This is a genomic window from Vagococcus fessus (genome assembly GCF_003987565.1).
In the GTDB taxonomy this organism is placed as follows: domain Bacteria; phylum Bacillota; class Bacilli; order Lactobacillales; family Vagococcaceae; genus Vagococcus_D; species Vagococcus_D fessus.
Genome location: NZ_NGJY01000001.1, coordinates 92232 through 118322, shown reverse-complemented (window position 1 = coordinate 118322; position 26091 = coordinate 92232). Strand labels below are relative to the sequence as shown.

Here is a 26091-nt window from a genome sequence, read left to right as displayed (position 1 = left end):
TACAACACGAACAAATGTTTGTATAATATAAATATAGAACAGATGTTCGCAAAAACAATATATGAGGTGACATGATATGTTAGCAATCAGACGTATGGGATTTATTTTTACATTATTAGTTATTGGTATCTTATTAGGTACTTTAGGTATTAAAACAGCACTTATTATTATTTCTCTTCCATTTTTACTTTGGTACATGGTATGGGATGAAAAAAGTTACTATAGCTCAAAGATAGAAGCCGAAAGAGAGTATGAAGAATACCTTCACTATCAAGAAGAACAAACCTACACCTATCATTAACACTAAAAAAAGCCGACTTTCTTAGGAAAGTCGGCTTTTTTCTAAAATTTATTAATAATCTCATCTACATTTTTAATCATCACAGAAATTGTACCATCTGGATTATTAATAAATTCGATTAATTCTTTGTCCTGATACACATCAACAGGGATAATCATTTCAATCCCATTTGCTAATTTTAATTTTTGCTTACTATATTTCTTTTCATACTTAGGAACATTGACGGGAATATCTTCTACAAAATCGGTTTGCTCAACTCGTTCCAAGTATTCTGTTTTGGCTACATGGTTATTTTCGAAAACAGCCTCAGCAATTTTTTCATTGCTAATCTTACCATCTTCTTCTAAACTCTCATGTACCGCTTGTTGAATTTGAGACATACTCACATATTTTTCTTCATTATATTTATCTGCAATTTCCTTAACCGCTTTTTTAACGATTTTTATATTATCTTGAATCGTAGGTGTTGCGGCAGTTTTTAAAATAATATCAGATAGATAGTTCGCTTTTTTACCATCAAACATATATTTTTTCTCAACTAATTCAAAATCACCTGTTTTCATATTAATAAAAAAGGCTTCCTCTACTTTTTGAGTAAGGGCAGGTAAAATTGTTTTATTAATTATTAAGTTATTTAATAACATTTCACCCTCATAATCTACATAATGGGTATAGGCCGGCTTGTAGTTTAATTTAATAAACCCAAACAGCTCTTGTCCTTCACGCTCGGCTGTTAAACAAAGAATATCACCACTTAACACTTCTTGACCTTGGACCAAGCAATCAAAAACGATTTGAGAAAGCTCCTGACTTTTCTCTACAAAATTCAAATCCTCACGATTTATCAGCTGTAGAATAGTATGATCCGCATTCAATGTTCCAGTCTTTAAATCACCTTTTTCAAACTTCTTAACGATACCATTTAAGTAGGTTTTAACTGGGTAATCCGTTAGTGTCAGTGTTTGTTGCGAACATAGTAACGAACTCGATTCTAAATCTAGCACTTGTAAAACTGCCTCTTTTATTTCCATATTCCTAGCTCCTTTAAATCTCAATTAAAAAACCATACAGTAGTCACTGCATGGTTTTGATACGACTTTTTTAAAACTCTACTTCTGAACGTCCATCACGAAGCATGATGTTTTTAGCTGCAACCTTAACATCTTGATTGTTATATAAAACATCATAGATAGCTGTTGTGATTGGCATCTCTACATTTAACTCAGCTGCTAACTCATAGGCCGCTTTCGTTGTAGATACACCTTCAACAATCATTCCCATATTTTCAAGAATTTCATCTAAATTATGACCTTTACCTAACAAATCGCCAGCTCTCCAGTTACGAGAGTGAATACTTGTACACGTTACAATCAAATCACCAACACCACTTAATCCGATAAAAGTTAGTGGATCAGCTCCCATAGCAACACCTAAACGACTAATTTCAGCTAAACCACGCGTCATAATTGCCGCTTTTGCATTATCACCAAAACCTAAACCATGAATCGCTCCAGAACCTAATGCTATGATATTTTTTAGAGCAGCTCCGGTTTCTACACCAATTACATCAGTATTTGTGTAAATTCTAAAATAGTCATTCATAAAAATAGATTGAACATATTCAGCATATTTTAAATCTTCACTTGCTGCTGTAATCGTTGTGATATCTTTAACAGCAACTTCTTCCGCATGACTTGGACCTGATAAAACAACAACATCTTTACACTTGTCGCCAATCTCATCTTTTAAAATCTCAGAAATACGTAAATGTGTCCCTTGCTCTAGACCTTTACTTGCATGAATAATAACGGGTTTTGTATCCATAACTTCAACTAACTGTTTAGAAACAGAACGAATCGCTTTAGTTGGAACTACAAATAAAATTGCATCTGCTCCACTCACACATGTTTTTAAATCCGCATTTGCTTTTAGCCCTTCTGGAAGAGCGATATCTGGCAAGTAGTGGTGGTTAGTATGTGAGTCATTAATCTCAACAAGTTGTTCAGGATTATGTCCCCAAATAGTAACATCGTGACCATTTTCTACTAGTACCTTTGCTAAAGCTGTTCCCCATGAACCTGGGCCTAATACCGCAATCTTTTGTCTCATCATTGGCACTCCTCTTCATTATAGTTTATTAACCATTGGCTCAATTCTAACATAGACGAGACCATCTTGTAAGGTTTGTAAGGTTCAATAACTGACTTTTCTTTTCTAGACCATTTTACAAAAATAGGTTTAACCCCTACATTATGGCCTGCTTCTATGTCATGCCAGTTATCCCCCAACCATCATACATTCATCAGCTTTAACACCCAGCTTAGACATCGCTAAAAATAACGGTGTTAAGACATGTAGAAACGAATCCGTTATAAGTTGATTTGTATCTGCTAGAGTTCCATCGAAATCAAATAAAATTGCTTTTAAATTGCTCATTTAACACCCTCATTTCGATTATAAAATGGAGTACTGTCTTGTTTTCTACGGTATAACATCAAACCTAACGCTACTACAAAAAGAACAACCGATACAAGTTGTGAAATACGAATAACACCAAATGCCCATAGACTATCTGTTCTCATTCCTTCTATAAAGAAACGACCAAATGAATACCACATCACATACAAGAACGTAATTTCACCTTCTTTTAAAAAGTTTTTCTTCGCTCTAATCCACAGAAGTAAGAAAAATCCAATCATATTCCAACTGCTCTCGTATAAAAATGTGGGATGATGATACTCTCCATCAATATTCATATTATCAATAATAAAATTAGGCAAATGTAACTTTTCTAAAAACGAACGACTCACTTCACCACCATATGCCTCTTGGTTCATAAAATTGCCCCAACGTCCAATAGACTGGGCAACTATGACACCTGGTGCTGCTACATCTAAAAATTTCCAAAAAGAAATATAACGAGAACGAGTAAAGAAATACATCACCAGTCCGCCAGCTAGCAAGCCACCATATATAGCTAAACCACCGTTTCTAATTGCTAATATTTCACTAGGGTGAGCTGCATAGTACTCCCACTCAAAAATAACATAATATAACCTTGCTCCAATAATAGAGAGCGGTAGTCCCCAGAACATAAAGTCAATAATATCGTCTTCTCTAAGACCCACACGTTTTGCTTCTCTTGTCGCTAGCCAAACAGCTAACACCATCCCTGTTACGATAATAATACCGTACCACTTGACTTCCAATCCAAATAGATTGAAAGCTACACCATTAACAGTTCCTAATATAGACATTCTTTACTCACCTTTCATTCATCCTTAGTCATTATCTGAATTATCTTGAATTAAGGCGGTTAAATTTTCTTCGAATTTTTTGGTTGCATCATATCCCATCGTTTTAGCACGGAAATTCATCGCCGCAACTTCCACGATAATTGCCACATTTCGACCAGTTTTAACTGGAATAGAAATTTTTGGAATTTCAACATTAGCAATCTCCATAGTTTCTGCCGCCCCACCAAGACGATCAAATTGTTTATCTTTTGTCCAATTTTCTAGGTAGACTACTAATTGAATTTGACCACTGGGACGAACAGCACTCGCCCCAAATAGATTCATAACATCAATAATCCCAATCCCACGAATTTCAATTAGATGTTCTAAAATTCGGGCAGGTTCTCCAATAACTGTACGTTCATCTTGTTGATAGACATCAACACGATCATCCGCAATTAAACGATGGCCTTTTTTTATTAGCTCAAGAGCTGTCTCGCTTTTACCAATCCCACTATCTCCTTGAATTAATACGCCCAAACCATAGACTTCTACTAGTACACCATGTACAGATGTTCTTGGTGCTAACTTACTTTCTAAAAAGTTAGAAACCATCCCAGAAATACGTGATGTTTTTAATGACGAACATAAGATTGGCGTATTATTTTCTTCTGCCGCTCTAATTAATTCTGATGGTGGCACTAAATCACGAGCAAAAATAATAGCTGGTGTTTCTTCATGGCACATGCGACGCATAACCATAGCGCGTTCTTCAGGCATCATTTTCTGTGAAAAGGTAGCTTCTTTTCTTCCGAATAATTGAACTCTATCTTGAGGATAATAATTGAAATATCCAGTTAACTCCAAACCAGGTCTCGAAATATCACTTGTTTCTATTTTTTTATCTAAATAGTCTTCACCTGAAACAACTTCTAGTTGTAAAGTGTTGACCAAATCTTGTACCGTTACAAATTCTGACATAATGGGCCTACTTTCCTATTTTTATGTTCTTATTTTATCATTTAAAGCGCTATATTTCTAGTTCTTAAGAAACAGAGTGACTTTTACTTCACTAATTTATTATAAATTTATACATTTTAGTTAAAGAAAAATCTTCTAAGCAGCTAACTGCTTAGAAGATTCTATTAATATCCTTTTGAACGCCATTTAATCGCGTGTTTTGTTGGATTAACAATTTCAACTACAAAGTCTTCTGCTAATGCTTTTTCAGAAGGAGCTATAGCTTCTGATTTTGTAAGTGGCATATTAGGAGCCACCTCATTTTTCAATACTTTATATTGTTTGTAAATTTTTTCTTTCCAGTTTTTCTTTGACATCATCTCTGTCTCCTCCAATCACTAAATAAACTTAATATGTTCTATTATAGCCTTTTTTAGAAATAATTTCACCTAATAACAGGAGTTTTGTATTTTTATTAACTAGAAAGTAGAAATAATTAAATTGATATTAAGTAATGTCAAAGCAATGGTCATAATCCATGCAACAGTCGTTAACAATTTGTTATTTTTAAATTCCCCCATCATTTTTTTACTACTCGTGAATAAAGTCAACGGTACCATCGATACAGGCAAAGCTACACTTAAAAACACTTGAGTATAAATTAATAATTTTTCAACTACCTCTTCTGTCCCACCAAATAATAAAATACAAATAACAACAGGAATTACTGCTAGCAATCGTGTAACCAAACGTCTTGCCCAAACTGGCATAGACATTTTTATAAAGCCTTCCATAACAATTTGACCAGTAAGTGTACCCGTAATTGTCGAATTTTGACCAGATGCTAGTAAAGCAACTGCGAACAAAACACTTAACATTGGTGAGGCAATCGATCCCACAATTGTATTATCTGACAAGGCACGATATAGAGAACCTAATGTATCTAAATGGTCACCATGTCCAAAAAACATCGATGCTCCTAATATTAGTAATAAACAGTTAATAACAAACGCAATAGATAACTGAATATTCGAATCTATTTTAGAAAAACGAATCGCTTCTTTCAATTCATCGCGGTCACTTCTATCGTATTGTCTCGCTTGTACAATTGAACTATGAAGATACAAGTTATGTGGCATAACTGTTGCTCCAACGATACCTAACGTTATAAACAAAGCATCTTTATCTAAAAAGACTTCTTTTTGTGGAATAAATCCTTTTATCATATCTCCCCATACAGGCTGAGCCAATAGCACCTCATATAAAAAGACTGCTAATATCGTAATAATTAATGCAATAACAATCGCTTCTATCTTTCTAAAGCCTAAGCGTGTCAACATTAGTAGTATAAAAACATCTAAAACAGTGATAATTACACCTAGTAACAACGGTAAACCAAAAAGTAAATTAATTGCAACAGCACTCCCGATAACCTCAGCAATATCAGTTGCCATAATAGCTAGTTCTGTAATTATCCATAAAAATATTCCCAACTTTTTACCTGACTTCATTCGTGTTGCTTGTGCTAAATCCATACCCGTCACAATACCTAGTTTAGCTGACATGTATTGTAAAATCATCGCAATAATATTTGAAACTAAAATAACTGATAATAGCAAATAACCAAATTGAGCACCACCTGCAATCGATGTTACCCAATTTCCAGGATCCATATAGCCCACTGCAACAAGAGCACCTGGCCCCGAATAAGCTATAAGTTTTTTCCAAAACCCTGCGTCTTTTGGTATCGTAACCGTATTATTAATTTCTGGTAAACTTAAACCATTTAATTTCTCTGTTAGAAAATGGTTGTGTTCATTTTTCTTTGACATCTACTGTCATCTCCTCAACCTGTAAGTCCATCTTAATTATGGCATGCCTAAACTTTATACTTATACCACCTAAAAATCAAGTGTTTTGAACAAAAAAAATAATTTATTTTTGTTCATTAAAAACCCTTTTAAAACAACCCGTTTTGCACTTTTTGTTATTTTCGTATATTAGAATAGCGTTTAAGCGGTTTGCGGCACTAAATTTTTATGCTATACTAAATTGAATTTAAAAGTTTATCCATTATTTTTAAGTATAAGGAGTTTCAAAATGAACCGTAAATTAGCCTTAATGCTTACTTTAGTACTTGCCTTTACATTTACTTTGGCTGGTTGCTCAAAAAAAGCAAATAGCATCCACGGCGAGTGGTATGCAGCAGATGCATTTAATAAAGAAATTAAAATGACCATCTCAAAAAATAGTATCGATATCAAGACAGATAAAAAAAATAAAAAAATGACTTTTCCTGACAGTCAAGTTGGTGTCGTTAGCGGCGTCCAATATTATAGTTTTGTTATTAATAAACAAAACTATTCACTAGTTTTCCCAGATATTCACGATCAAAATACCGCTCTATTCATCAAAACAACTAGTCCTGATGACCATTTTAATGGTGCATTAGTCTATACTATGAATCGAAAAGAAACACCAGATTACGAAACATACGGTCAACGTTACTTCAGTGATTAAAACAGCTAATTAAATTTAGCTGTTTTTTTTGTGGCGTTGTCTTTTTTTTTGTGATACACTGCTTAACACTATTATTTTTTTAGGAGAGAATTATGAAAACTATTAACAAAGCTACAATCATTTACAACTTGATCCAAATCATTTTTATCATTTTATTCATTTCTATCAGCACTGCACTTTTCGGACCACAGGAACAGTTAACTGCTGTCGCAGCAGTTACAGGCCTTTTGATGTTCTATTACGTTCCACTTCCTATAAATCCAAAGGCTGGCTCTTTACTAGTGAGTCTCCCTTGGCCTATAGTTGGATTAATCAGTTATCTTGCTAGTCTAAACAGTTGGATAGGTCTCGTTCTTAATTTTACAACCCTCTTTGTTCTAACTTTACTAATGGGAAAACCGTTTCATTTTAAATATTATATCGCCTACACCCTGCTTTATATATTTTCTGCTACATCAATCGAATCTAATTTTAACCTTTCAAAACGTTTAATTTACCTTAGTCTAGTCGGTATTATTAGTTTCATTACTTACTTCGTTAAACACCATCAAACACAAAATGATACACCTTTAAAAACAATGGTTACAGAGGCTCTAAACGATACAGCCCTTATTCACTTCTCAATAAAAATGTCATTGGGAATAAGTTTAGTTTTACTAATCGCTTCTTTAAACTTTTTTGACAAAAGCATGTGGATCTGTATGACAGTCATGTCTTTAACCCAATTAGATTCTAGTGTTATGAAAAAACGCATGCTTCATAGAACTTTTGGAACATTAATAGGTATCATCTGTTACTTAATACTTTTCCAATTTATAGTACCAACTCATTACGCCATATATCTAACGTTAATTTTAGGTTACGTCTACACCTTTACCGAAGCTTATTTCATACAGGTAATCTTTATCACTATGAATGCTTTATTTGCTGCTCAAACGATTTGGCCAACATCTGGTGCTGTCATTCATAGAATAAGTTTCATCCTCATTGGAGCGTGTTTAGTGGCCATTCTGCATTTTATTAGTCACAGCTTATTAAAAGTGTCTGAAAAGAAAACTATTTAACAAAAAAAGAAAGAGCAAGTCAAACTTGCCCTTTCTTTTTTAGTTTTTAGCTCTTACCATTGCATTAAATAAAGTCCGTGTTAAATCTAATGAATACTCCCAAAACATTATCCCACGCAGCTTGTTTTCTCTTACAAATTCAACCTTATCTGTAATTGACTGAACACTATCATACGAAATGAATTGATTACCGTCAAAATAATAAGAACTTTTTGCATTGTCATCAAAATAACAATTTTCTGGATACTGCTTAATCAACGTATCTAAAGCATTATAATCCATTGTTTTGTGGCCAGTTTCTCTAGCCTCTTCCATTAAACCATTATTAACCTTAGTATTAAACCCTTCCCAAATTCGTCCATAAAAAGCACTCCCTATTACCAATTTATCAGCAGGAATTCCCTTTTCCATTAAATAACGAACGGATAATTCCGCACTAACTGGAGAGTCTTCAGAATAACTCATCAAATTCGTATGATGTCCTGTTATATGGCTAAATGCTCCTCGCATATCATAAGTCATAATATTAATAAAATCCAAATACTCCGCATACTCATGTCATTTACTTGTTGCTGTTGTTTCAAGTAATTTAGGGGCTGCACCTACTGCAATAGTTAGTAAATAGTCTCGGTTATTTAAATTTCCCAAATCATTTAACTGAGCTCTTAATGATTTTAGTAATAGTAATAAGTTTTCAGAATCTTCTTCACGAGCTTTGATACCCGCTAAATCCAATTTGGGGTACTCCCAGTCTAAATCAATTCCATCAAAATCATACTGTTCAATATAATCCAACATACTGTCAATTAAAACTGTACGACTTTCCTCTGTCAAAACAGCATCAGAAAAACCATCTGCTGTCCAACCTCCAACACTGATACAAGTCCTTAAATGAGGATTTTCTTCCTTCAATTCATTTATAAGGTGTATTTTTTTTAACTGTCTGCTAATTTTACCTTCTACTATATCAGCGAAGGCGTAATTAATAATAGTTAAGTTTTTTGCATCGATGTCAGATTTTTCCCACTCACGATTGTCATCTACATAAGCTATTAGTTCCATTTTATCTCTCCTTACACATTTTAAAACGCTTTCTTAGATGATACGATACGTTTTAATGTAATGGAAGTCTTTTATAAAAATTGGATAAGATACTACATCAAAATAGACCTAAAATAAAAGATAACACATAAAAAAACACCTAAGATAACTTAGGTGTTTTAAGTAACTGGGCTAGCTGGATTCGAACCAACGAATGACAGAGTCAAAGTCTGTTGCCTTACCGCTTGGCGATAGCCCAAAAATAAAAAATGGAGGAAAGTGGATTCGAACCACTGAACCCTAAGGAACGGATTTACAGTCCGTCGCGTTTAGCCACTTCGCTATTCCTCCAAAATCAGATAACAATCCGACTTCAATATAATACTAAATATTCAGTTATATTGCAAGTCTTTTCTGAAACAATTATATGTTGTTTCAACTGGGCTAGCTGGATTCGAACCAACGAATGACAGAGTCAAAGTCTGTTGCCTTACCGCTTGGCGATAGCCCAAAAATAAAAAAATGGAGGAAAGTGGATTCGAACCACTGAACCCTAAGGAACGGATTTACAGTCCGTCGCGTTTAGCCACTTCGCTATTCCTCCAAAACCGAGTTAATTAACCCGACCTCAATATAATACAAAATTTAGCGACTCATTTCAAGTCTTTTTTGCGATTATTTTAATTTTATTGGAAAAGGTTCCAATGACTGATTAAAACTTCATACCCTTCGTCAAAAGACTTCACATATTTAGGGCCTTCGCCTTCTATTGATACCACAAATTTCTTTTCTTCTAATTTCTCAACTTCACCAATAATTTTTTTGCCAATAGCTAATTCTTGAACTTCTGCAGTTTTCCCTTGAGAGTTTTGTTTTTTCTCAGTAACTGTTACTTCAATATCTTTATTTTTTTTCAAAGTGACTTCCTCCTCATGTTTCTTATCTTATACAAGATACCATAAATTACACTAATTGTTAACTATCTTGTTGCATAAACTTCCATTTAGGATAATAATAAACTACTAGGAGGATTTTACATGCTAACTATCTTAATCAATGCCTTTGGTTTATTTTTAATTATTATTGCTGGCTTTACGATCAAACGAATCGGTTTAGTAGATAAAAAAGACGGCCAAATTTTATCAAAAATCATTTTAAACCTCACACTACCCGCTACTATTATTATCGGACTTAATCCTATTAAAGTAACAGGAGAGTTTTTAATTTTAACAGGATCTGCTATTTTTATAAATTTGATACTCGTACTATTCGCTAAAAAAATCTGGAATAAAAAAGAAGATTACCATCGTATTTTATTTATGTACTGTATCACAGGGTATAATATTGGAAACTTTACCTTACCTTTTATTCAAAGCTTCTATCCTGAAGCGAGCGCCTATCTTTTTATGTTTGATGTAGGAAACTGTATCATGCTCGCCGGTGGGACAAAAATGATTGTTACTAGCGCTATAAAGAAAGATGATGCCTCAACTGGTCTAAATACCCTTCTAACAACTTTAAAAGGGTCAGTCCCTTTCATTACCTATATCGTCATGTTACTTATTCGCTCACTTCACCTTGCGTTACCTGATGGTGCTATAAGCATCTTACAACTTTTTGCTAACGCTAATGGCTTCTTATCACTTTTAATGATTGGTATTTATCTCGAATTGGTCTTACCTAAAAAAGAATCCATCGTTGTAAGAAAAATTCTATTTTGGCGTTATAGTATTGGCGCAATTTTAGCAGCAGTTATCTTCTTTATAATACCTCTTCCTAATGAGTTGTTAAGACTTGTGTTAACTTTGATTTGTTTTGCACCTATTGCAACTTTTTCAGTTATTAATAGTGTCGAAGCAGGTGTTGAGGAAAGTGTAGCTGGTTTTATATCATCTGTTAGCATTCTAATAAGTCTAGCACTGATGACACTCGTAATGATATTAGCAACATAAAAAAAGTCTACTTAAGAAAGGGACTGACCCATAGGTTGAGACACATATAAAAACACCCCCGTTGAATTCATGTACAGTGTACAATGAAGAAAAATGGAGGTGTTTTTTGCTATGAAAAAAAGAGTTGCTTATCCAGTTGAAGTAAAAGAAGCGGCTATTCAAATGAAATTAGAAGGTAAAACAATACAAGAAATTATGGATATCCTAAACATTAAGTGTAAAACTCAAGTTAAAACGTGATGGAGATGGTATCGAAATGGAGAATCTTACCGATTCTCACAAGGAGTAGGTAAACAGTATAGTTACGGGAAAGATCACGAAGAACTCAGTCCACAAGAACAATTACGTCAAGAAAATAAGTATTTAAGACAGGAGATTGACGTTTTAAAAAAATACAAGGAATTGGAAAGGATGTGAAGAAAGAAACGTTTGTAAAATTAGTTAATACCTTTAAAAATAAATTATCTATCACATGGTTATGTGATTACTTTGGCGTAGCCAGAAGTACTTATTATCGCTGGACCAAGAGTTGCTGTAAAAAGGATGACAGAATAGATAAAATTAAACGATTGTGTGAAACCCATCGATTTACTTATGGCTATAGAAAAATTACCTATTTACTTCGTAAAGAACTTAAAATTAACCATAAAGTTGTTCAAAGAATTATGCAAACCTATGGTTTGTCTTGCAAAGTTAAAATCAAAAGAAGTAAACGTCCAGGTTCTCCTTATTTCAAAACAGATAATGTTGTTAATAGAGTATTTCAATCAGATAAGCCATTAGAGAAACTAACGACTGATATTACTTATCTTGACTATGGGCCTAAACGATTATATTTATCGAGTATTATGGACTTATTTAATGGTGAAATACTAGCCTACACAATTAGTGACAAACAAGACATTGCCTGTGTCTTAGATACATTACACCAATTACCTGACTTACCAAAAGATTGCTTATTACATTCTGATCAAGGTTCGGTCTATGCGTCATACGCTTATTATAAAGCCACAAAAGAAAAGAACATCACAGGAGTATGTCCCGCAATGGGACACCAGCTGATAATGCTCCAATAGAATCGTTTCATTCCACTCTAAAGACTGAAACGTTCGGAATACAAAGCGAGCTTGGAAGCTCTACATCTAGTGTAATTGAAACTGTACAAAATTTCATCACATATTATAATGAAAATAGAATTCAACAAAAATACGGCTACTTATCTCCGATAGATTATCGAAAACAAGTAACCGCATAGGTGTTTTTATTACTGTCTCATTTTAGGGGTTCAGTCCCGAAATTAAGTAGACTTTTTTTTAAGCTTGTTGCTGATAAAATGTGGCAACCGCACCTATTAAATTAGCATCATTATGAAACTCACACACTTTTATTACTGGGAAGAAATCCTTTATCTCATGTGCATCAAAAAGGATCTTTACACGTTTGTTAATCTCATCCAATAAACCAGGTTTAGCTGATACACCACCACCGATAACTATACATTCTGGATCCATTGTGAACTGAAGGCTAAATACACCTTGTGCCACATAATTATAAAACTTTTCTTCTTCTTCTTGAGCAATCTTATCACCAGCATCGGCAAAGGCAAATACTTCCTTACCTGAGTAGGTTCCTTTTGGTACATTGTTACGTACACAATAACGGTCAGACATCTTAACAGCCGTTCCTACGGCACTAAAACTATGTTTCTCATCCATATACATCAAACCAAATTCTCCGCCGTATAGGTGTGCTCCTGTTTGAACTTTCCCATCTTTTATGACAGCTCCACCTACACCAGTACCTAATACTAAGAAAAGAACATCTTTATACTCTTTAGCAGCGCCTTTCCATACTTCAGCAATCCCTGCTGCATTAGCATCATTTTCGAACGAAACTGGCAATTCAAAAAACGCTTCCAATTCTTTTTGAATAGGAAAATGATGAATATATGGAATTGCACTGATTCCCTCTATAATTCCTTTTTCACTATTAACTGCACCCGGCGAGCTAATCGCAACGCCTTCAAGTTCTTCATTTTTATGCGTTTCTTTAACTTCCTTCATCTTGTTTTTTAGCTCATCCCAAGTTGATGGTGTTGGGAAAATCCCTTGTTGTTCAACTTTTTCATTTTTCCAAAGAGCGTGCTTAATCCCTGTTCCGCCCCAATCAAAAACTAAAACTGACATAAAATCTCCTCATTTCATAAGTTATTTCATAAATAGTATACCTTTTCTATACCATTTTTTCTAGAATAACTTGATTTTTTAATAGAATCCCGTCTTCAAAAATAGGTTCACTATAATTTTCAATAAAATAATTTTCAATAACTTCTTTTATCTCAAACCCATTTTTTTTATAAAGTGCTAAGGCAGGCTTCGAAGTATCTCCTGTCTTAACCTGGACCTTACAGCAATCTTGAGTTGCATTTGATACAGTTGCTAAAGCCTCTTTAATCAACAGCGTACCAATTCCTTTACCTTGTTCTACTTCATCTACTGAAACATTCATAATCTCATATAAATCATCTCGCTGTTTTTTTAATACTAAAACACCGGTTAATCTACCTGAATTTTGGGACTGATAACCCCAAATAATTGCTTCTTCTAAATAATCTTCCACTAATTCTTTTTCTGGGTCTGCCTCTAAGAGTAGCTCCCATGGTAAGGCGTCATCATTTGATAATCTCTTAATCATCTCGTTTCTCCCTTTCATACGGACCAGCATATTCGCCACCTTCATTACGTCTTACTGTAAATTTTAGAGGAACATAATCTATTCCCCCCTTAACAAAAGGATGACATCTAAAAATACGGCCTATACCCATTATAAAGCCTTTAAAACCACCATGATAGTTAACAGCGTCAACCATATACTGAGAGCAGGTAGGATGATAACGACAGCGTCTAGGAAGCCCAGGTGAAATGTGCTTTTGGTAAAAATGTACGACACTTAAAATAATTTTTTTCATGATTACTCACTTTCTTTTATAAGTATGCTAAAAAAGCCATGGTTGCCCATGACTTTTTTAATTTAAAAATTTCGAGATATGAGACCAGGTTGCTTTATGAAACACATCAAACATATTTCCGTCTCCCACAACACCATAGCCAATCATTAGACCAATTGCTAATAGAACTAATGCTAACAATACAAATAACGCGATCGCTATTAATTTTCTCACAATATATCTAGTCGTACTACTCATTGTGGACTCTCCTTATTAAACAGATTTAACTGTTTCTTCTTGTGATTCTTTAGACGCAACAGGTTGGTTGATACGTTCAATATTAGCCCCTAATGCTTCTAATTTTTTATGGAAGTTATAGTAGCCACGATCTAAGTACTCTAAATGAGTTACTTTTGTTTGATCTTCAGCAACCAAACCAACTAATACTAGTGCTGCGGCTGCACGTAAATCAGTCGCTGCAACTTCCGCACCATGTAATTTAGATTTATCGTAAATATAGGCTACATTATTTTCAATCTTGAAGTTAGCGCCCATTTTTTCCATTTCCATTAAATGTTGGTAACGATTTTCAAAAACTGTTTCCGTTACAACACTTGTTCCCTCGGCAACAACTTGAAGTGCACTGATTTGCGCTTGCATGTCCGTAGGGAATCCTGGATGTGGTAATGTTTTAACATCTGTTGATTTAAGAACAGCAGGTCCAATAACACGAACACCCTCGTCTTCCTCTTTAATTAAAACACCCATCTCGCGTAATTTAGAAATTAATGGGCCATTATGTTCCATAATAGCTTCTTCAATTAAAATATCACCTTGTGTCATAGCAGCAGCTACCATAAATGTTCCCGCTTCAATACGGTCTTGAACAATACGGTGTTTTACACCATATAATTTATTAACACCTTCAATTTTCATTGTTTCAGTTCCAGCACCCGTAATTTTAGCACCCATTTTATTAAGGACCATTGCTAAATCAACAATCTCTGGTTCACGAGCAGCATTCTCAATAGTCGTTGTTCCTTCAGCTTTAACAGCAGCCATCATGATATTTTGAGTCGCTCCAACACTTGGAAAATCAAGATAGATACGCGCTCCTTTTAAGCCATTTGGAGCAGTTGCTTCAATATAACCTTCTTCTTGGTTAATAATAGCACCTAACGCTTCAAAACCTTTTAAATGAAGGTCAATCGGACGAGAACCAATCATACATCCGCCTGGCATTGCAACACGAGCGTGATGATTACGAGCTAAAAGTGGACCCATTACAACAATTGAAGCACGCATTTGACTAACATACTCATATGGCGCTTCATCTAATAATTGTTTTGTCGCATCAATAGTGACACAATTATTATCTTGATCAAATTTTATTTCTGTATTCAAATGATGAATGACTTCTTTCATCATAAATACGTCTGAAAGAATTGGAACATTATCTAATACAGATGTTCCTTCTTCCCCTAACAATCCAGCAGCTAAAATTGGTAACACAGCATTTTTAGCCCCTTCAATTTTAACTCTACCTTTTAGTTTATTTCCACCACGGACAATAATTTGATCCATCATGATACCTCCAAATATATTTTCAAGAAAATTTACATTTCAATTTTTATTTAACACTGTTATTATACTACAAACGCTACTTTATTCAACCCTTGACTTATAGAATAGTTAACATAAAGTTTCTTATTAAGGTCAAGCATTCCCAAAAGAACGTACTACTCAAATAACCTACTCCAATAGAAAAAAGGACTATAATCGTTCTGATTCTTGTTGGGTTACTGTGTTTAAAAAATACATCTATTTTTAAAGATTGGATCCCCCAAAAAGCTAAATAGACAAAGCTTAGATGACTTGCTAAACGAACTAAGGCATCTACACCAAACACTTGCATAACTTTACCTCTCTTATGACAGTATAGTTTCAATACTAGCCTAGTGTATCATAGTTAGAATATAAAAAAAAGCAAGAGAGTCAAACTCTCTTGCTTTTTACTATTTTTTAGAGACATTGATACGGTTAATTGCACGACTAAGGGCAACCTCAGCACGGCGTAAATTATCAATATTTTTCTCTTCTTTGGCTTTTGCAATTTTAGCCTCGGCACGTAATTTAGCACGTTCAGCACGAGGAACATCAATATCAGAAGATTCTTCCGCACTATCTGCTACTATGGTAACAAGATCATCACGGACTTCCATGATACCACCGTTAGTTGCTATAATGTCTTGCTCATCAGTATCACGTGCCACTTTTACTCTAACTTCATCTATAGTAAGTGGTGCAATAATTGGTGAGTGACCTGGCATGATACCCAAGTCTCCATCTACAGATCTAACAATGACTAATTTTGCTTTGTCATTTGAATAACTAAGACCATTTGGAGTAACTATCTCTACGTTTAAGTAAGTCATAGTACTACCCCCTATTCTAGTATCCTAAATTTTTAGCTTTTTCAATCACATCTTCAATACTACCTACACTACGGAAAGCTTCTTCCGGTAAATCATCATGTTTACCATCAAGAATTTCTCTGAATCCGCGAACTGTTTCTTTAACTGGTACATATGAACCTGGTTGACCAGTAAATTGTTCAGCTACGTGGAAGTTTTGTGATAAGAAGAATTGAATACGACGCGCACGTCCAACTAAAATTTTCTCTTCATCAGATAATTCATCCATCCCTAAGATAGCGATGATATCTTGTAACTCACGGTAACGTTGTAAGATATGTTGAACTTCTGTTGCCACTTTGTAGTGTCCTTCACCAACGATTTCAGGTGCTAATGCTCCTGAAGTAGATGCTAATGGATCAACGGCTGGATAGATACCCATTTCAGTTAAACGACGTTCCAAGTTAGTAGTAGCATCTAAATGGGCGAAAGCAGTTGCTGGCGCTGGATCGGTATAGTCATCCGCTGGTACATAAATCGCTTGGATAGACGTAATTGACCCTTTCTTAGTAGATGTAATACGTTCTTGTAATTGTCCCATTTCAGTAGCAAGAGTTGGTTGGTAACCAACGGCTGATGGCATACGACCTAGTAAGGCTGATACCTCTGAACCTGCTTGTGTGAAACGGAAAATGTTATCGATAAATAGTAGTACGTCTTGTCCTTCAACATCACGGAAATATTCAGCAATTGTTAAACCAGTTAAGGCAACACGCATACGCGCGCCTGGTGGCTCATTCATTTGCCCAAATACCATGGCTGTTTTCTCAATAACGCCTGATTCTTTCATTTCAAAGTAAAGGTCATTACCTTCACGAGTACGTTCACCAACACCAGAGAACACTGAAATACCACCATGCTCTTGGGCAATGTTGTTAATCAATTCTTGGATTAATACAGTTTTACCAACACCGGCACCACCGAATAGTCCAACTTTACCACCTTTTAAATAAGGGGCTAATAAATCGATTACTTTAATACCTGTTTCTAAGATTTCGGTACTTGTAGCTAATTCATCAAAAGTCGGTGCTTTTTTATGAATACTACTTTTCTCAATGTCTTCATTTAAAGGTTCGTCCAAATCAATTGTTTCACCAAGAACGTTAAATACACGTCCTAAAGTTTCTTTACCAACTGGTACAGAAATTGATGCTCCTGTATCAAGGACTTCCATCCCTCTTTGTAAGCCGTCAGTTGATTCCATAGCGATAGAGCGAATAACTCCATCACCAAGTTCTAAAGCAACTTCTAAAACAACTTTTTGTTTAGAGCCAGCTTTATAGACAACTAAGGCGTTATTAATATCTGGTAATGATTGATCTGAAGGAAATTCCACGTCGACAACGGGACCGATAACTTGAACAATCTTGCCTGAATTCATTTCACATTCCTCCCGTTATTACTCTAATGCCGCTGCTCCGCCAACAATCTCTGTAATTTCTTGAGTGATTGCTGCTTGACGGGCACGGTTATAGGAAATAGTTAAATCGTCAATAATAGTTTTAGCATTATCTGTTGCACTCTTCATTGCAGTCATACGCGCTGCGTGTTCTGCCGTTTTAGCATCTAAAATCGAACCATAAATCAAACTTTCAGCGTATTGAGGCAATAATTTATCAAGAATAGCATCTGCATTTGGTTCTAAGATGTATTCTAATTCATAAGTTTTTGCTTCACTTGAATCTAAGTCTGATACTGGTAACATTTTTTCAGCACGGAATTGAGAAGACAATGAGTTAACGTGATGGTTATAACACACGTATAATTCATCAAACACGTGATTATCATACATTTGAACAGCCGCTTTAACAATCTTACGAACTTCATCAAATGTTGGGTGATCACTTAATCCTCTTAATTCATAGGCAATTGTCATGCCACGCGTTTTGAAAAACTCAGCACCTGCACTTCCGATTGCCATCATAACATACTCGTCATCACTTTCATGATCCTCTGACAACATAGCCAGAGTTTGTTTGATAACAGAACTATTGTAACCACCAGCTAAACCTTTGTCTGCTGTAATGACAATATATCCTGTTTTCTTAACTGGACGAGAAAGTAACATACTATGGTAATCATCTGGGTTCAGGTCATCACTACCACCTGATGCAAAATCATTCTCCAAAGTTTCTAACTGAGTTGCCGCTAAATGTGTTACCATTTCACGGATTTTAGTTGAGTAACGTTGGAAATTACGTGATGATGATTCAGATTTATTTAGTTTTGAACCTGATACCATTTGCATCGCGCTCGTAATTTGACTGGTTTTCTTTGTAGAGGCAATTTTTCTTTTAATTTCAATTAATGATTCAGCCACACAAATTCACCATCCTTTTAAGCGTCAGCTGACGTCTCGCTTACAACAGAGTTTGTTGAAGCAAAGATATCTTTAAACTCATTGATTGCTTTATCCAAATCTGCTGATTCTGGTAAATTCTTAGTCTCACGAATATGAGCAAATAATTCTGGATAATTATCATCAATATGAGTGAATAATTCACTTTCAAATTTTAAGATATCATCAACAGGAATACTATCTAAGAAACCATGAGTTAAGGCATAAAGAATCGTTACTTGTTTTTCAACAGCTAACGGTTTATGTAAATCTTGTTTTAAGATTTCAACCGTACGACGACCACGGTTTAATTTTGCTTGAGTTGCCGCATCTAAATCAGAACCAAACTGAGTGAAGGCTTCTAATTCACGGTAACTTGCTAAATCAAGACGAAGTGTCCCTGCTACTTGTTTCATCGCTTTAATTTGCGCTGAACCCCCAACACGTGATACAGAAAGTCCCGCATCAACGGCTGGTCTAACACCTGAATGGAACAAGTTATCTTGTAAGAAAATTTGTCCATCTGTAATAGAAATAACGTTAGTTGGAATGTAAGCTGAGATATCTCCCGCTTGTGTTTCAACGAACGGTAACGCCGTCATAGAACCGCCACCTAAGTCTTCACTTAGTTTAGCTGAACGTTCTAATAAACGTGAATGTAAGTAGAATACATCCCCCGGATAAGCTTCACGACCTGGAGGACGTCTTAATAGTAATGATAACTCACGGTAAGCTGCTGCTTGTTTTGATAAGTCATCATAAACTACTAAAACATGTTTACCATTGTACATGAATTCTTCACCAATCGCTGCTCCCGCATAAGGCGCGATGTATAATAGCGGTGCTGGTTGAGAAGCACTTGCTGTTACAACGATAGTGTAGTCCATTGCACCATAACGTTTTAATGTTTCAACTTGGTTACGAACTGTTGATTCTTTTTGTCCAATCGCTACATAAATACAAATCATATCTTGATCTTTTTGGTTAATGATTGTATCAATCGCGATTGATGTTTTACCAGTTTTACGGTCACCGATAATTAATTCACGTTGACCACGGCCAATTGGAACTAATGCATCAATGGCTTTCAAACCCGTTTGTAATGGTTCTCCTACTGATTGACGTTGCATAACACCAGGTGCTGCCGCTTCAATCGGACGAGTGTTTGTTGTTTTAATTTCACCAAGACCATCAACAGGTTGTCCTAAAGGATTAATAACACGCCCGATCATGGCTTCCCCTACAGGAACATCCATGATTTTACCAGTACGTTTTACTTGATCTCCTTCACGAATAGTCTCAAAGTCACCAAGAATGATAATCCCAACATCGTTGGATTCCAGGTTTTGAGCCATCCCATATGAGCCATTTGAAAATTCTAATAACTCACCACTCATAGCGTTTTCTAAACCATAAGCACGCGCAATACCATCCCCAACATACGTTACAACACCGACTTCGTCTACGACAAGGGCGTCAGCATAATTGGCGATTTGTTGTTTAATGAGCGAACTAATCTCTTTTGCTTTAATGCTCATTGATTTTCACCTCTTTTTCTCATTTCCCTTACTTAAGTAGTTCTTTATGCATCGTTTCAAGTTGTTTTTTGACACTATTGTCAATCACTTTATGAGCCGCATTAACTATTAAGCCACCTAAAATATCAGGATCTACTTTGCTTCGTAAAATTACTTTTTCATAACCGAAGTTTTTAGCAATCTCAGATTCAACGTTTGTCACTTGTTCATCTGTAAGAGGAACAGCTGATGTTACGTCTGCTACTAAGATCCCTTTATTCTCGTAATATAAGAATTCAAATTCTTCGATAATTTGTGGCACTTCATCCATTCTTCCGTATTCATAAATAACACGTAAAAATTTTGAAATGGTCTCACTAAACTCTTTGTCTAATTCATGTAGAATGTCGACTTTTTCAAAAGGTTCCAAACGGTCATCACTAAGGATACGACCTAATTCGGGAACATCCTCATAAATCTCTCTAAGAGCAACTAGCTCGTCGTGAGTTTCGTCAAGATGTTTTTCTTCTTTTGCTGTTTCATAAAGAACACGACCATATCGTCTGTCAATCGTTAAATTTTCAGTCTTCATTTTGTGTTCCCAGCCCTTCAATATAAGAATTGATTAACTCTTTATGAGTATCAGCATTCAATTCTTTTTTCAATATTTTAGAAGCTATCTGAACTGATAAATCTGCTACTTCATGACGAGCAGATTCGATTAATTGTTCTCTTTCTAACGCCATGTCATGTTGCGCTTTTTCACGGTAATTAAGCGCTTCTGTACGAGCTTCTGTCACAATGCTTTGCGCACTGTTTTCTGCGTTATCTTTAGCTCGTTTAATGATGACTGCCGCTTCTTTTCTTGCAAGGGTTAATTCTTCTTCACTTTGTTGACGTAAAGCATCTGCTTCAATCTTAGCTTGTTCCGCACCGTCTAAATCACTAGAGATTTTATTAGCACGCTCGTCCATGATTGCCATGATGTTACCCCAAGCGAATTTTTTAATTAAGATAATTAAAATAAGAAAAGACAAACTGACAAAAGCCATCGTAGTAAAAACAGTAGTCGGTACACTACTTATAACTAGATTATTGATCATAATCGCTCGAACTTCCTCTCTCATTTATACTAGTTTCCTGATCTTCTTATAAAGTAACATTACTATAGAAGAAATTATTACTCACTAATCGACACACTGACTAGCATTTCTTAAAAATAGAAAGAAAGCAGAGACGGTTGTCCGATACGTTCGGCGTCCTGCCTTCGTGTATATTTTATAAGAAAATTAATAGTAAAGCGATAACCACACCTAGAATTGGCACGGCCTCGATTAAACCAACACCGATAAACATTGTTGATTTTAATTCACCAGACATTTCTGGTTGGCGAGCCATACACTCGATTGTTTTAGCGATTACTTTACCATTACCATAAGCGGCCGCGATTGCTGACCCAAAAACTGCGATAGATGCTGCGATATAATTCATATTATACTTCCTCCTAATTAATCCATATACTTTTTTTGTTACATGTTACTACATTTTTAGTGCTCTGTTGCTACTTTGTGAGATAAGTAAACCATTGACAAGGTTACAAACACATACGCTTGAATACCACCGATAAAGATTGAGAATCCTATCCAAATCATTTCTAATGGAATCGCAAGAACAAATGATACAGGACCATTAACAGCTAATTTACTTGAAATAAGTGTTAATAATACTTCACCTGCATAGATGTTACCGTATAGACGAAGACCTAACGTTAAAACGTTAGTAAATTCTTCCATCAATTTTACTGGCATTAAGAATTTAGCCGGTTGGGCAAAGCTGTGATCAAAGTAGCCTTTTCCACCAAATTTCTCAACTCCAAAATAATTGGTTAAAAGAATAACCAATGTTGCCAACGTTAGTGTTACTAACGGATCGGCTGTTGGACTCTTCCAAAAACTGATTTCTTCACCCTGAGTGTTATGAATACCGATTTTCGTCACCAAACCCAAGATGTTTGAAACAAGAACAAATAAGAACATAGTAAACGCTAATAAATGATAGTTATTCACTTCATTACCAGGCAAGTTACCTTTCAAGATCCCTTTAACGAAATCAATGATCCATTCTAAAAAGTTTTGTTTCCCTGTTGGTTTCAGTTGAAGATTTCTTGAACAGTACATCACAAATCCGAAAATTATCAGACATGTTAGCAAAACCATCATACATACCGTTGCGTCAAAATCAAAACCCGCAATAGTAACAATCCAGGATTTTTCTTCCATTTTACTTCACCTCTTTTCCAAAGAGAAGATTTAAAATAACAAAAATAATAACTGAGCAATGTGTTATAAGTAAAAAATTATAGCTCTATTACTTATTGCTATTCAACACAAATTATAATACCACCATTGATTGCAAAATACAAAGTTTTTCATGAAAATAATTGATAAAAAACGATAATTTTTAAAATTAGCAAAATAACAACTGTTTTCTACTTTCTTTTGAATCATTTGCTTTTTCAATTTTTGGTAATCTCTCAATCATTACTCTTCGAATCTTCTTTCTCCTCTCATTCAAAATAGTCTATTACATCCTCTATCCTATCAAAGTTTTCACTAATTTTAAAGGATTATGTGAATTATTTCGCCACTAACAGTTCTATACTTTAAACTAAAACAGTAAAACCTCACAAATACTGATATTTCAAGGTTTTTTTTATGCCATTTTTATAAAAAAAAGAGAAAAACTTTGGTATTTGGTATAAACGCTCACATACCTCACAAAGTTCTTCTCTTTTATCTATTCTTTAATGTCCGTTCAATCTCACGATTAATGTCACGGCGTTTTAAGTCTTCACGTTTATCATAACTTTTCTTACCTTTACATACACCAATCAATACTTTGGCGTAACCATTTTTGATATAAACTTTTAAAGGTACCAATGTTATACCCGCATTTTTAGTTTCACCAATCAATCGCTCGATTTGTTTTTTCTTCATCAGTAGCTTTCTAGTTCTCAATGGTTCGTGATTAAATAAATTCCCTTGTTCATAGGGACTGATATGGACATTATGTAAGAAAACTTCTCCATTTCTCACTCTCGCAAATCCATCTTTTAAATTCATACGACCATTTCTAATCGCTTTAATTTCAGTCCCTTGAAGCACCATACCTGCTTCAATTGTATCAATAACAGTATAATCATGACGCGCTTTTCTATTTTGAGCAATTAGTTTTCCTTCACCTTTAGGCATTTTCATTCCCCCAACTCTTAACTACTTTTTCTTTTTACCTTTTTTCTTTGCTACCTCTTTATAAAAAGGTTTTTTACTTTTTTTCTTCTTAGATTTACTATATTTTTCATCTCTATCAGTGTGTGCTTTTGGTTTGCTATTTAATTTAACCTTTAATTGTTTCGTATCTCGACCTTGCTTACGACCTGATGGTTTACCTTTACCTCTAGATTGTCTATCACGTTCTCGTCCACCACGCTCACGACCTCCGCCACGTCTCTCGCGTTTCTGTATATCGACTTTATCTTTTTCAGCTAACTCTTCAGCTGATATCAATTCAAAATCGATTTCTCGTGTGACAGGGTCAGCTTTGGTTACTTTGATGACCACTTTTTGACCAATACGGTAAGTTGTTCTAGAACGTTCTCCTACAAGCGCTAAATGACTTTCTACAAATTGGAAGTACTCTGGTAACTTACTAATGTGAATTAAACCTTCCACTGTATTAGCCAACTCAATGAACATACCGAACTTAGTAATTGAACCAATGACACCTTCGAATTCTTGACCTACTTTATCCACCATGTATTCTGCTTTCTTAAGTGAATCGGTATCGCGTTCAGCATCTACTGCACGGCGCTCCATTTGCGAGCTATGTAAGGCAATATCTGGTAAATGTTCTTGCCACTTCTCTTTTGTTTCATCAGAGATTGGTTTTGTTTGATACGACTTAATCAAACGGTGAACAATCAAATCAGGATAACGGCGAATTGGTGATGTAAAGTGAGTGTAATCATCAGCAGCTAAGCCATAATGCCCCACTGGGTCTTCACTATATTTAGCTTGTTGCATACTTCTTAGTAACATTTTATTAATAACAGCTTCTTCTGGCTTATCTTTCACCTGATTTAAAGCACTCTGTAATTCTTTCGGTGAAATATCTTCTTTTGTTCCTTTAACCATAATACCAAAATTTGTAGCAAATTCGAAGAAACGTTGCATTTTATCTTCTTTGGGTTGCTCATGAATACGGTAAATGAATGGTAATTTTTGAGAATTAAAATGTTTAGCCACTGTTTCATTAGCCATTAACATAAATGACTCAATTAAACGTTCGCCTAATCCGCGATCTCTTAGCTGGATTTCAACCGGATTTCCGATTTCATCAACTAAAATTTTAGCTTCTTTATCCTCAAATGAAATCGCACCACGCTCAGTTCTCATTCCTTCAAGAATTTTATGTAACTCTCCCATTTCCTTAAACATAGGAACTAGCTCTTTATATTGATTAATTGTTTCAGGCTTTTCTTCTTCTAAAATTTCATTAACAGCTGTATACGTCATCCGCTCAGCTGTTTGAATAACACTTTCAAAGATATCGTAACTTACAACATGCCCTGTTTCATCAATCTCCATCTCACAACTCATTGCAAGTCTTGGGACTTTAGGATTAAGTGAACAAATACCATTTGATAAACGATGAGGAATCATCGGAATCACACGGTCGGTCAAGTATACACTTGTAGCACGTTCGTAAGCTTCAATGTCCATAGGGCTACCTTCAGTAACATAATGAGAAACATCTGCAATATGGACACCTAAAAAGTAGTTGCCGTTTTGTAAACGACGTACTGTAACGGCATCATCTAAATCTTTTGCATCTGCCCCGTCAATCGTAACGAGAACTTGCTCTCGACAATCACGACGTTTTTTTATATCTTCTTCAGAAATAGTATCAGGAACGCTATCAGCATGGGTTAATACGTCATCCGGGAATTTTGTTGGAATACCATGTTGCATCACAATGCTTAAAATATCCATCCCAGGGTCATTTTTATGCCCTACTGTTTGTTTAACTAATCCTTCTAACGCTGTTGGAAATTCTGGTTCAGGATAATGTGTTACTTCAACAACTACAATCGTTCCTTCAACAGGTTTAATACCTTCTGCTGGGATGAAGATTTTATAGTTAGACATTTTTTTATCTTGCGGTTTAACATATCCATATAAATCTGTTTCTTGTGATTTTTCCTCGGTAAACGGAATAAACTCTCCGACCACTTGTGTTAAAGCACGTTCTACAATCTCAACAATTTTACCTTCTGCTGTTTTATCTTCAATATGATTAGCAGGTTGCAGGATGTCGATTTTAACTGTATCCCCATTTAACGCAAAACCAGTATGGTCTTTTGAAATGTAGACATCACTTTCTTCACCTTCAATTGATACAAAACCGAAACCACGTTCATTCGCTCTGAATAAACCTTCTACTAATACTTCTTTAGGCGGTAATTTAATTTTACCTTTTTTGGTAAACATAATCGTTTTTTCACGTTCCATAGTAGCAACGGTTTGGACAAGGACTTTAAAGTCTTCTCCTTTTGCAAAACCTAAAAGTTCTGCTAGTTCTTCCATCGAAAAACTTTTTTTATCACTTGCTTTTATAGCTGCAAGTATCTTATCTTTTATTGTTTCTTTCATGTGTTCTCCTTGGGGTGCTTCTTCAACAAC

The 26091-nt window shown here is 35.1% G+C and carries 28 protein-coding genes, 4 tRNA genes and 2 pseudogenes; 5 read left to right on the top strand and 29 right to left on the bottom strand.

Going from position 1 to position 26091, the window contains the following annotated elements:
- Positions 1-76: 76 nt before the first annotated feature.
- On the top strand, positions 77-301 hold the full coding sequence (locus tag CBF31_RS00635; RefSeq protein ID WP_126829933.1) for a hypothetical protein: 225 nt from the start codon (positions 77-79) through the stop codon (positions 299-301).
- Positions 302-342: 41 nt separating this feature from the next.
- Here CBF31_RS00635 and CBF31_RS00630 read toward each other — a convergent pair whose 3' ends face one another.
- The 7 genes from CBF31_RS00630 to CBF31_RS00600 all read right to left on the bottom strand — a co-directional run bounded on the left by CBF31_RS00630 (position 343) and on the right by CBF31_RS00600 (position 6329).
- A complete protein-coding gene (locus CBF31_RS00630) occupies positions 343-1332 on the bottom strand; it encodes a nucleoid-associated protein (RefSeq protein ID WP_126829931.1) in 990 nt (329 codons plus the stop codon).
- A 70-nt stretch (positions 1333-1402) separates the two neighbouring features.
- Positions 1403-2410 (bottom strand): NAD(P)H-dependent glycerol-3-phosphate dehydrogenase, encoded by a 1008-nt coding sequence (locus tag CBF31_RS00625; RefSeq protein ID WP_126829929.1) that lies wholly within the window; start codon positions 2408-2410, stop codon positions 1403-1405.
- A gap of 168 nt (positions 2411-2578) precedes the next feature.
- Positions 2579-2737 carry an HAD hydrolase-like protein gene (locus CBF31_RS11160; RefSeq protein ID WP_245977893.1) on the bottom strand — a complete coding sequence of 53 codons (159 nt, stop codon included), beginning with the start codon at positions 2735-2737 and terminating at the stop codon, positions 2579-2581.
- On the bottom strand, positions 2734-3552 hold the full coding sequence (gene lgt, locus CBF31_RS00615; protein ID WP_170167875.1) for a prolipoprotein diacylglyceryl transferase: 819 nt from the start codon (positions 3550-3552) through the stop codon (positions 2734-2736). The genes CBF31_RS11160 and lgt overlap by 4 nt, the downstream gene beginning before the upstream one ends.
- A 30-nt stretch (positions 3553-3582) precedes the next feature.
- Positions 3583-4518 (bottom strand): HPr(Ser) kinase/phosphatase, encoded by a 936-nt coding sequence (gene hprK, locus CBF31_RS00610; RefSeq protein ID WP_126829925.1) that lies wholly within the window; start codon positions 4516-4518, stop codon positions 3583-3585.
- A 164-nt stretch (positions 4519-4682) separates the two neighbouring features.
- Positions 4683-4877, bottom strand: a complete 195-nt coding sequence (locus tag CBF31_RS00605; RefSeq protein ID WP_126829923.1) for a hypothetical protein — start codon at positions 4875-4877, stop codon at positions 4683-4685.
- A gap of 99 nt (positions 4878-4976) precedes the next feature.
- A complete protein-coding gene (locus CBF31_RS00600; RefSeq protein WP_126829921.1) occupies positions 4977-6329 on the bottom strand; it encodes an Nramp family divalent metal transporter in 1353 nt (450 codons plus the stop codon).
- A gap of 268 nt (positions 6330-6597) precedes the next feature.
- On the opposite strand from CBF31_RS00600, the gene CBF31_RS00595 reads away from it, so the two are divergent.
- Entirely contained in the window at positions 6598-7017 is a 420-nt protein-coding gene (locus CBF31_RS00595; RefSeq protein ID WP_126829919.1) for a hypothetical protein, read from the top strand.
- 92 nt (positions 7018-7109) lie between these two features.
- Entirely contained in the window at positions 7110-8081 is a 972-nt protein-coding gene (locus tag CBF31_RS00590; RefSeq protein WP_126829917.1) for an FUSC family protein, read from the top strand.
- Positions 8082-8120: 39 nt separating this feature from the next.
- Here CBF31_RS00590 and CBF31_RS11155 read toward each other — a convergent pair.
- The 6 genes and pseudogenes from CBF31_RS11155 to CBF31_RS00555 form a co-directional block, all read right to left on the bottom strand.
- Positions 8121-9143 (bottom strand): annotated as a pseudogene (locus CBF31_RS11155) (glycoside hydrolase family 18 protein).
- 166 nt (positions 9144-9309) lie between these two features.
- Positions 9310-9381: transfer RNA gene (locus tag CBF31_RS00575), tRNA-Gln, on the bottom strand.
- 11 nt (positions 9382-9392) lie between these two features.
- Positions 9393-9473, bottom strand: a tRNA-Tyr gene (locus CBF31_RS00570).
- An 88-nt stretch (positions 9474-9561) separates the two neighbouring features.
- Positions 9562-9633 (bottom strand) — tRNA-Gln (locus tag CBF31_RS00565).
- A 12-nt stretch (positions 9634-9645) separates the two neighbouring features.
- Positions 9646-9726 (bottom strand) — tRNA-Tyr (locus CBF31_RS00560).
- A gap of 82 nt (positions 9727-9808) precedes the next feature.
- On the bottom strand, positions 9809-10039 hold the full coding sequence (locus CBF31_RS00555; protein ID WP_126829911.1) for a DUF2969 family protein: 231 nt from the start codon (positions 10037-10039) through the stop codon (positions 9809-9811).
- Positions 10040-10159: 120 nt separating this feature from the next.
- Here CBF31_RS00555 and CBF31_RS00550 point away from each other — a divergent pair, with 120 nt between their 5' ends.
- Together CBF31_RS00550 and CBF31_RS00545 are read left to right on the top strand one after the other, a co-directional pair.
- On the top strand, positions 10160-11074 hold the full coding sequence (locus CBF31_RS00550; RefSeq protein WP_126829909.1) for an AEC family transporter: 915 nt from the start codon (positions 10160-10162) through the stop codon (positions 11072-11074).
- 111 nt (positions 11075-11185) lie between these two features.
- Positions 11186-12329 (top strand): annotated as a pseudogene (locus CBF31_RS00545) (IS3 family transposase).
- 58 nt (positions 12330-12387) lie between these two features.
- On the opposite strand, the gene CBF31_RS00540 reads toward CBF31_RS00545, so the two are convergent.
- The 16 genes from CBF31_RS00540 to rnr all read right to left on the bottom strand — a co-directional run bounded on the left by CBF31_RS00540 (position 12388) and on the right by rnr (position 26061).
- Positions 12388-13260, bottom strand: coding sequence for an ROK family protein (locus tag CBF31_RS00540; protein ID WP_126829907.1), 873 nt, complete (start codon positions 13258-13260; stop codon positions 12388-12390).
- A gap of 46 nt (positions 13261-13306) precedes the next feature.
- Positions 13307-13768, bottom strand: coding sequence for a GNAT family N-acetyltransferase (locus CBF31_RS00535; RefSeq protein ID WP_170167827.1), 462 nt, complete (start codon positions 13766-13768; stop codon positions 13307-13309).
- The gene (gene yidD, locus CBF31_RS00530) at positions 13761-14042 is read right to left on the bottom strand and encodes a membrane protein insertion efficiency factor YidD (RefSeq protein ID WP_126829903.1); all 282 of its coding nucleotides are present in this window, start codon (positions 14040-14042) and stop codon (positions 13761-13763) included. Before yidD ends, CBF31_RS00535 begins: the two co-directional genes overlap by 8 nt.
- A 57-nt stretch (positions 14043-14099) precedes the next feature.
- Positions 14100-14279 carry a DNA-directed RNA polymerase subunit beta gene (locus tag CBF31_RS00525; RefSeq protein ID WP_126829901.1) on the bottom strand — a complete coding sequence of 60 codons (180 nt, stop codon included), beginning with the start codon at positions 14277-14279 and terminating at the stop codon, positions 14100-14102.
- Between the two features lie 15 nt (positions 14280-14294).
- Positions 14295-15605 carry a UDP-N-acetylglucosamine 1-carboxyvinyltransferase gene (gene murA / locus CBF31_RS00520; RefSeq protein ID WP_126829899.1) on the bottom strand — a complete coding sequence of 437 codons (1311 nt, stop codon included), beginning with the start codon at positions 15603-15605 and terminating at the stop codon, positions 14295-14297.
- Positions 15606-15702: 97 nt separating this feature from the next.
- Entirely contained in the window at positions 15703-15936 is a 234-nt protein-coding gene (locus CBF31_RS00515) for a DUF1146 family protein (protein ID WP_126829897.1), read from the bottom strand.
- 100 nt (positions 15937-16036) lie between these two features.
- The gene (locus CBF31_RS00510) at positions 16037-16456 is read right to left on the bottom strand and encodes a F0F1 ATP synthase subunit epsilon (RefSeq protein WP_126829895.1); all 420 of its coding nucleotides are present in this window, start codon (positions 16454-16456) and stop codon (positions 16037-16039) included.
- 16 nt (positions 16457-16472) lie between these two features.
- Entirely contained in the window at positions 16473-17876 is a 1404-nt protein-coding gene (gene atpD / locus CBF31_RS00505; protein ID WP_126829893.1) for a F0F1 ATP synthase subunit beta, read from the bottom strand.
- 18 nt (positions 17877-17894) lie between these two features.
- A complete protein-coding gene (locus CBF31_RS00500; protein ID WP_126829891.1) occupies positions 17895-18815 on the bottom strand; it encodes a F0F1 ATP synthase subunit gamma in 921 nt (306 codons plus the stop codon).
- A gap of 17 nt (positions 18816-18832) precedes the next feature.
- Positions 18833-20371, bottom strand: coding sequence for a F0F1 ATP synthase subunit alpha (atpA, locus tag CBF31_RS00495; protein ID WP_126829889.1), 1539 nt, complete (start codon positions 20369-20371; stop codon positions 18833-18835).
- A gap of 28 nt (positions 20372-20399) precedes the next feature.
- On the bottom strand, positions 20400-20942 hold the full coding sequence (atpH, locus tag CBF31_RS00490) for an ATP synthase F1 subunit delta (protein WP_126829887.1): 543 nt from the start codon (positions 20940-20942) through the stop codon (positions 20400-20402).
- Positions 20932-21477 carry a F0F1 ATP synthase subunit B gene (gene atpF / locus CBF31_RS00485; RefSeq protein WP_126829885.1) on the bottom strand — a complete coding sequence of 182 codons (546 nt, stop codon included), beginning with the start codon at positions 21475-21477 and terminating at the stop codon, positions 20932-20934. Before atpF ends, atpH begins: the two co-directional genes overlap by 11 nt.
- A 151-nt stretch (positions 21478-21628) precedes the next feature.
- Positions 21629-21841, bottom strand: a complete 213-nt coding sequence (atpE, locus tag CBF31_RS00480) for a F0F1 ATP synthase subunit C (protein WP_126829883.1) — start codon at positions 21839-21841, stop codon at positions 21629-21631.
- A gap of 56 nt (positions 21842-21897) precedes the next feature.
- Positions 21898-22629: a F0F1 ATP synthase subunit A gene (gene atpB, locus CBF31_RS00475; RefSeq protein WP_126829881.1), complete on the bottom strand. Its 732-nt coding sequence runs from the start codon at positions 22627-22629 to the stop codon at positions 21898-21900.
- 513 nt (positions 22630-23142) lie between these two features.
- Complete coding sequence (gene smpB / locus CBF31_RS00470; protein ID WP_126829879.1) at positions 23143-23601, bottom strand: SsrA-binding protein SmpB; 459 nt, start codon at positions 23599-23601, stop codon at positions 23143-23145.
- A gap of 21 nt (positions 23602-23622) precedes the next feature.
- Entirely contained in the window at positions 23623-26061 is a 2439-nt protein-coding gene (gene rnr, locus CBF31_RS00465) for a ribonuclease R (RefSeq protein WP_126829877.1), read from the bottom strand.
- Between the last annotated feature and the right edge of the window lie 30 nt (positions 26062-26091).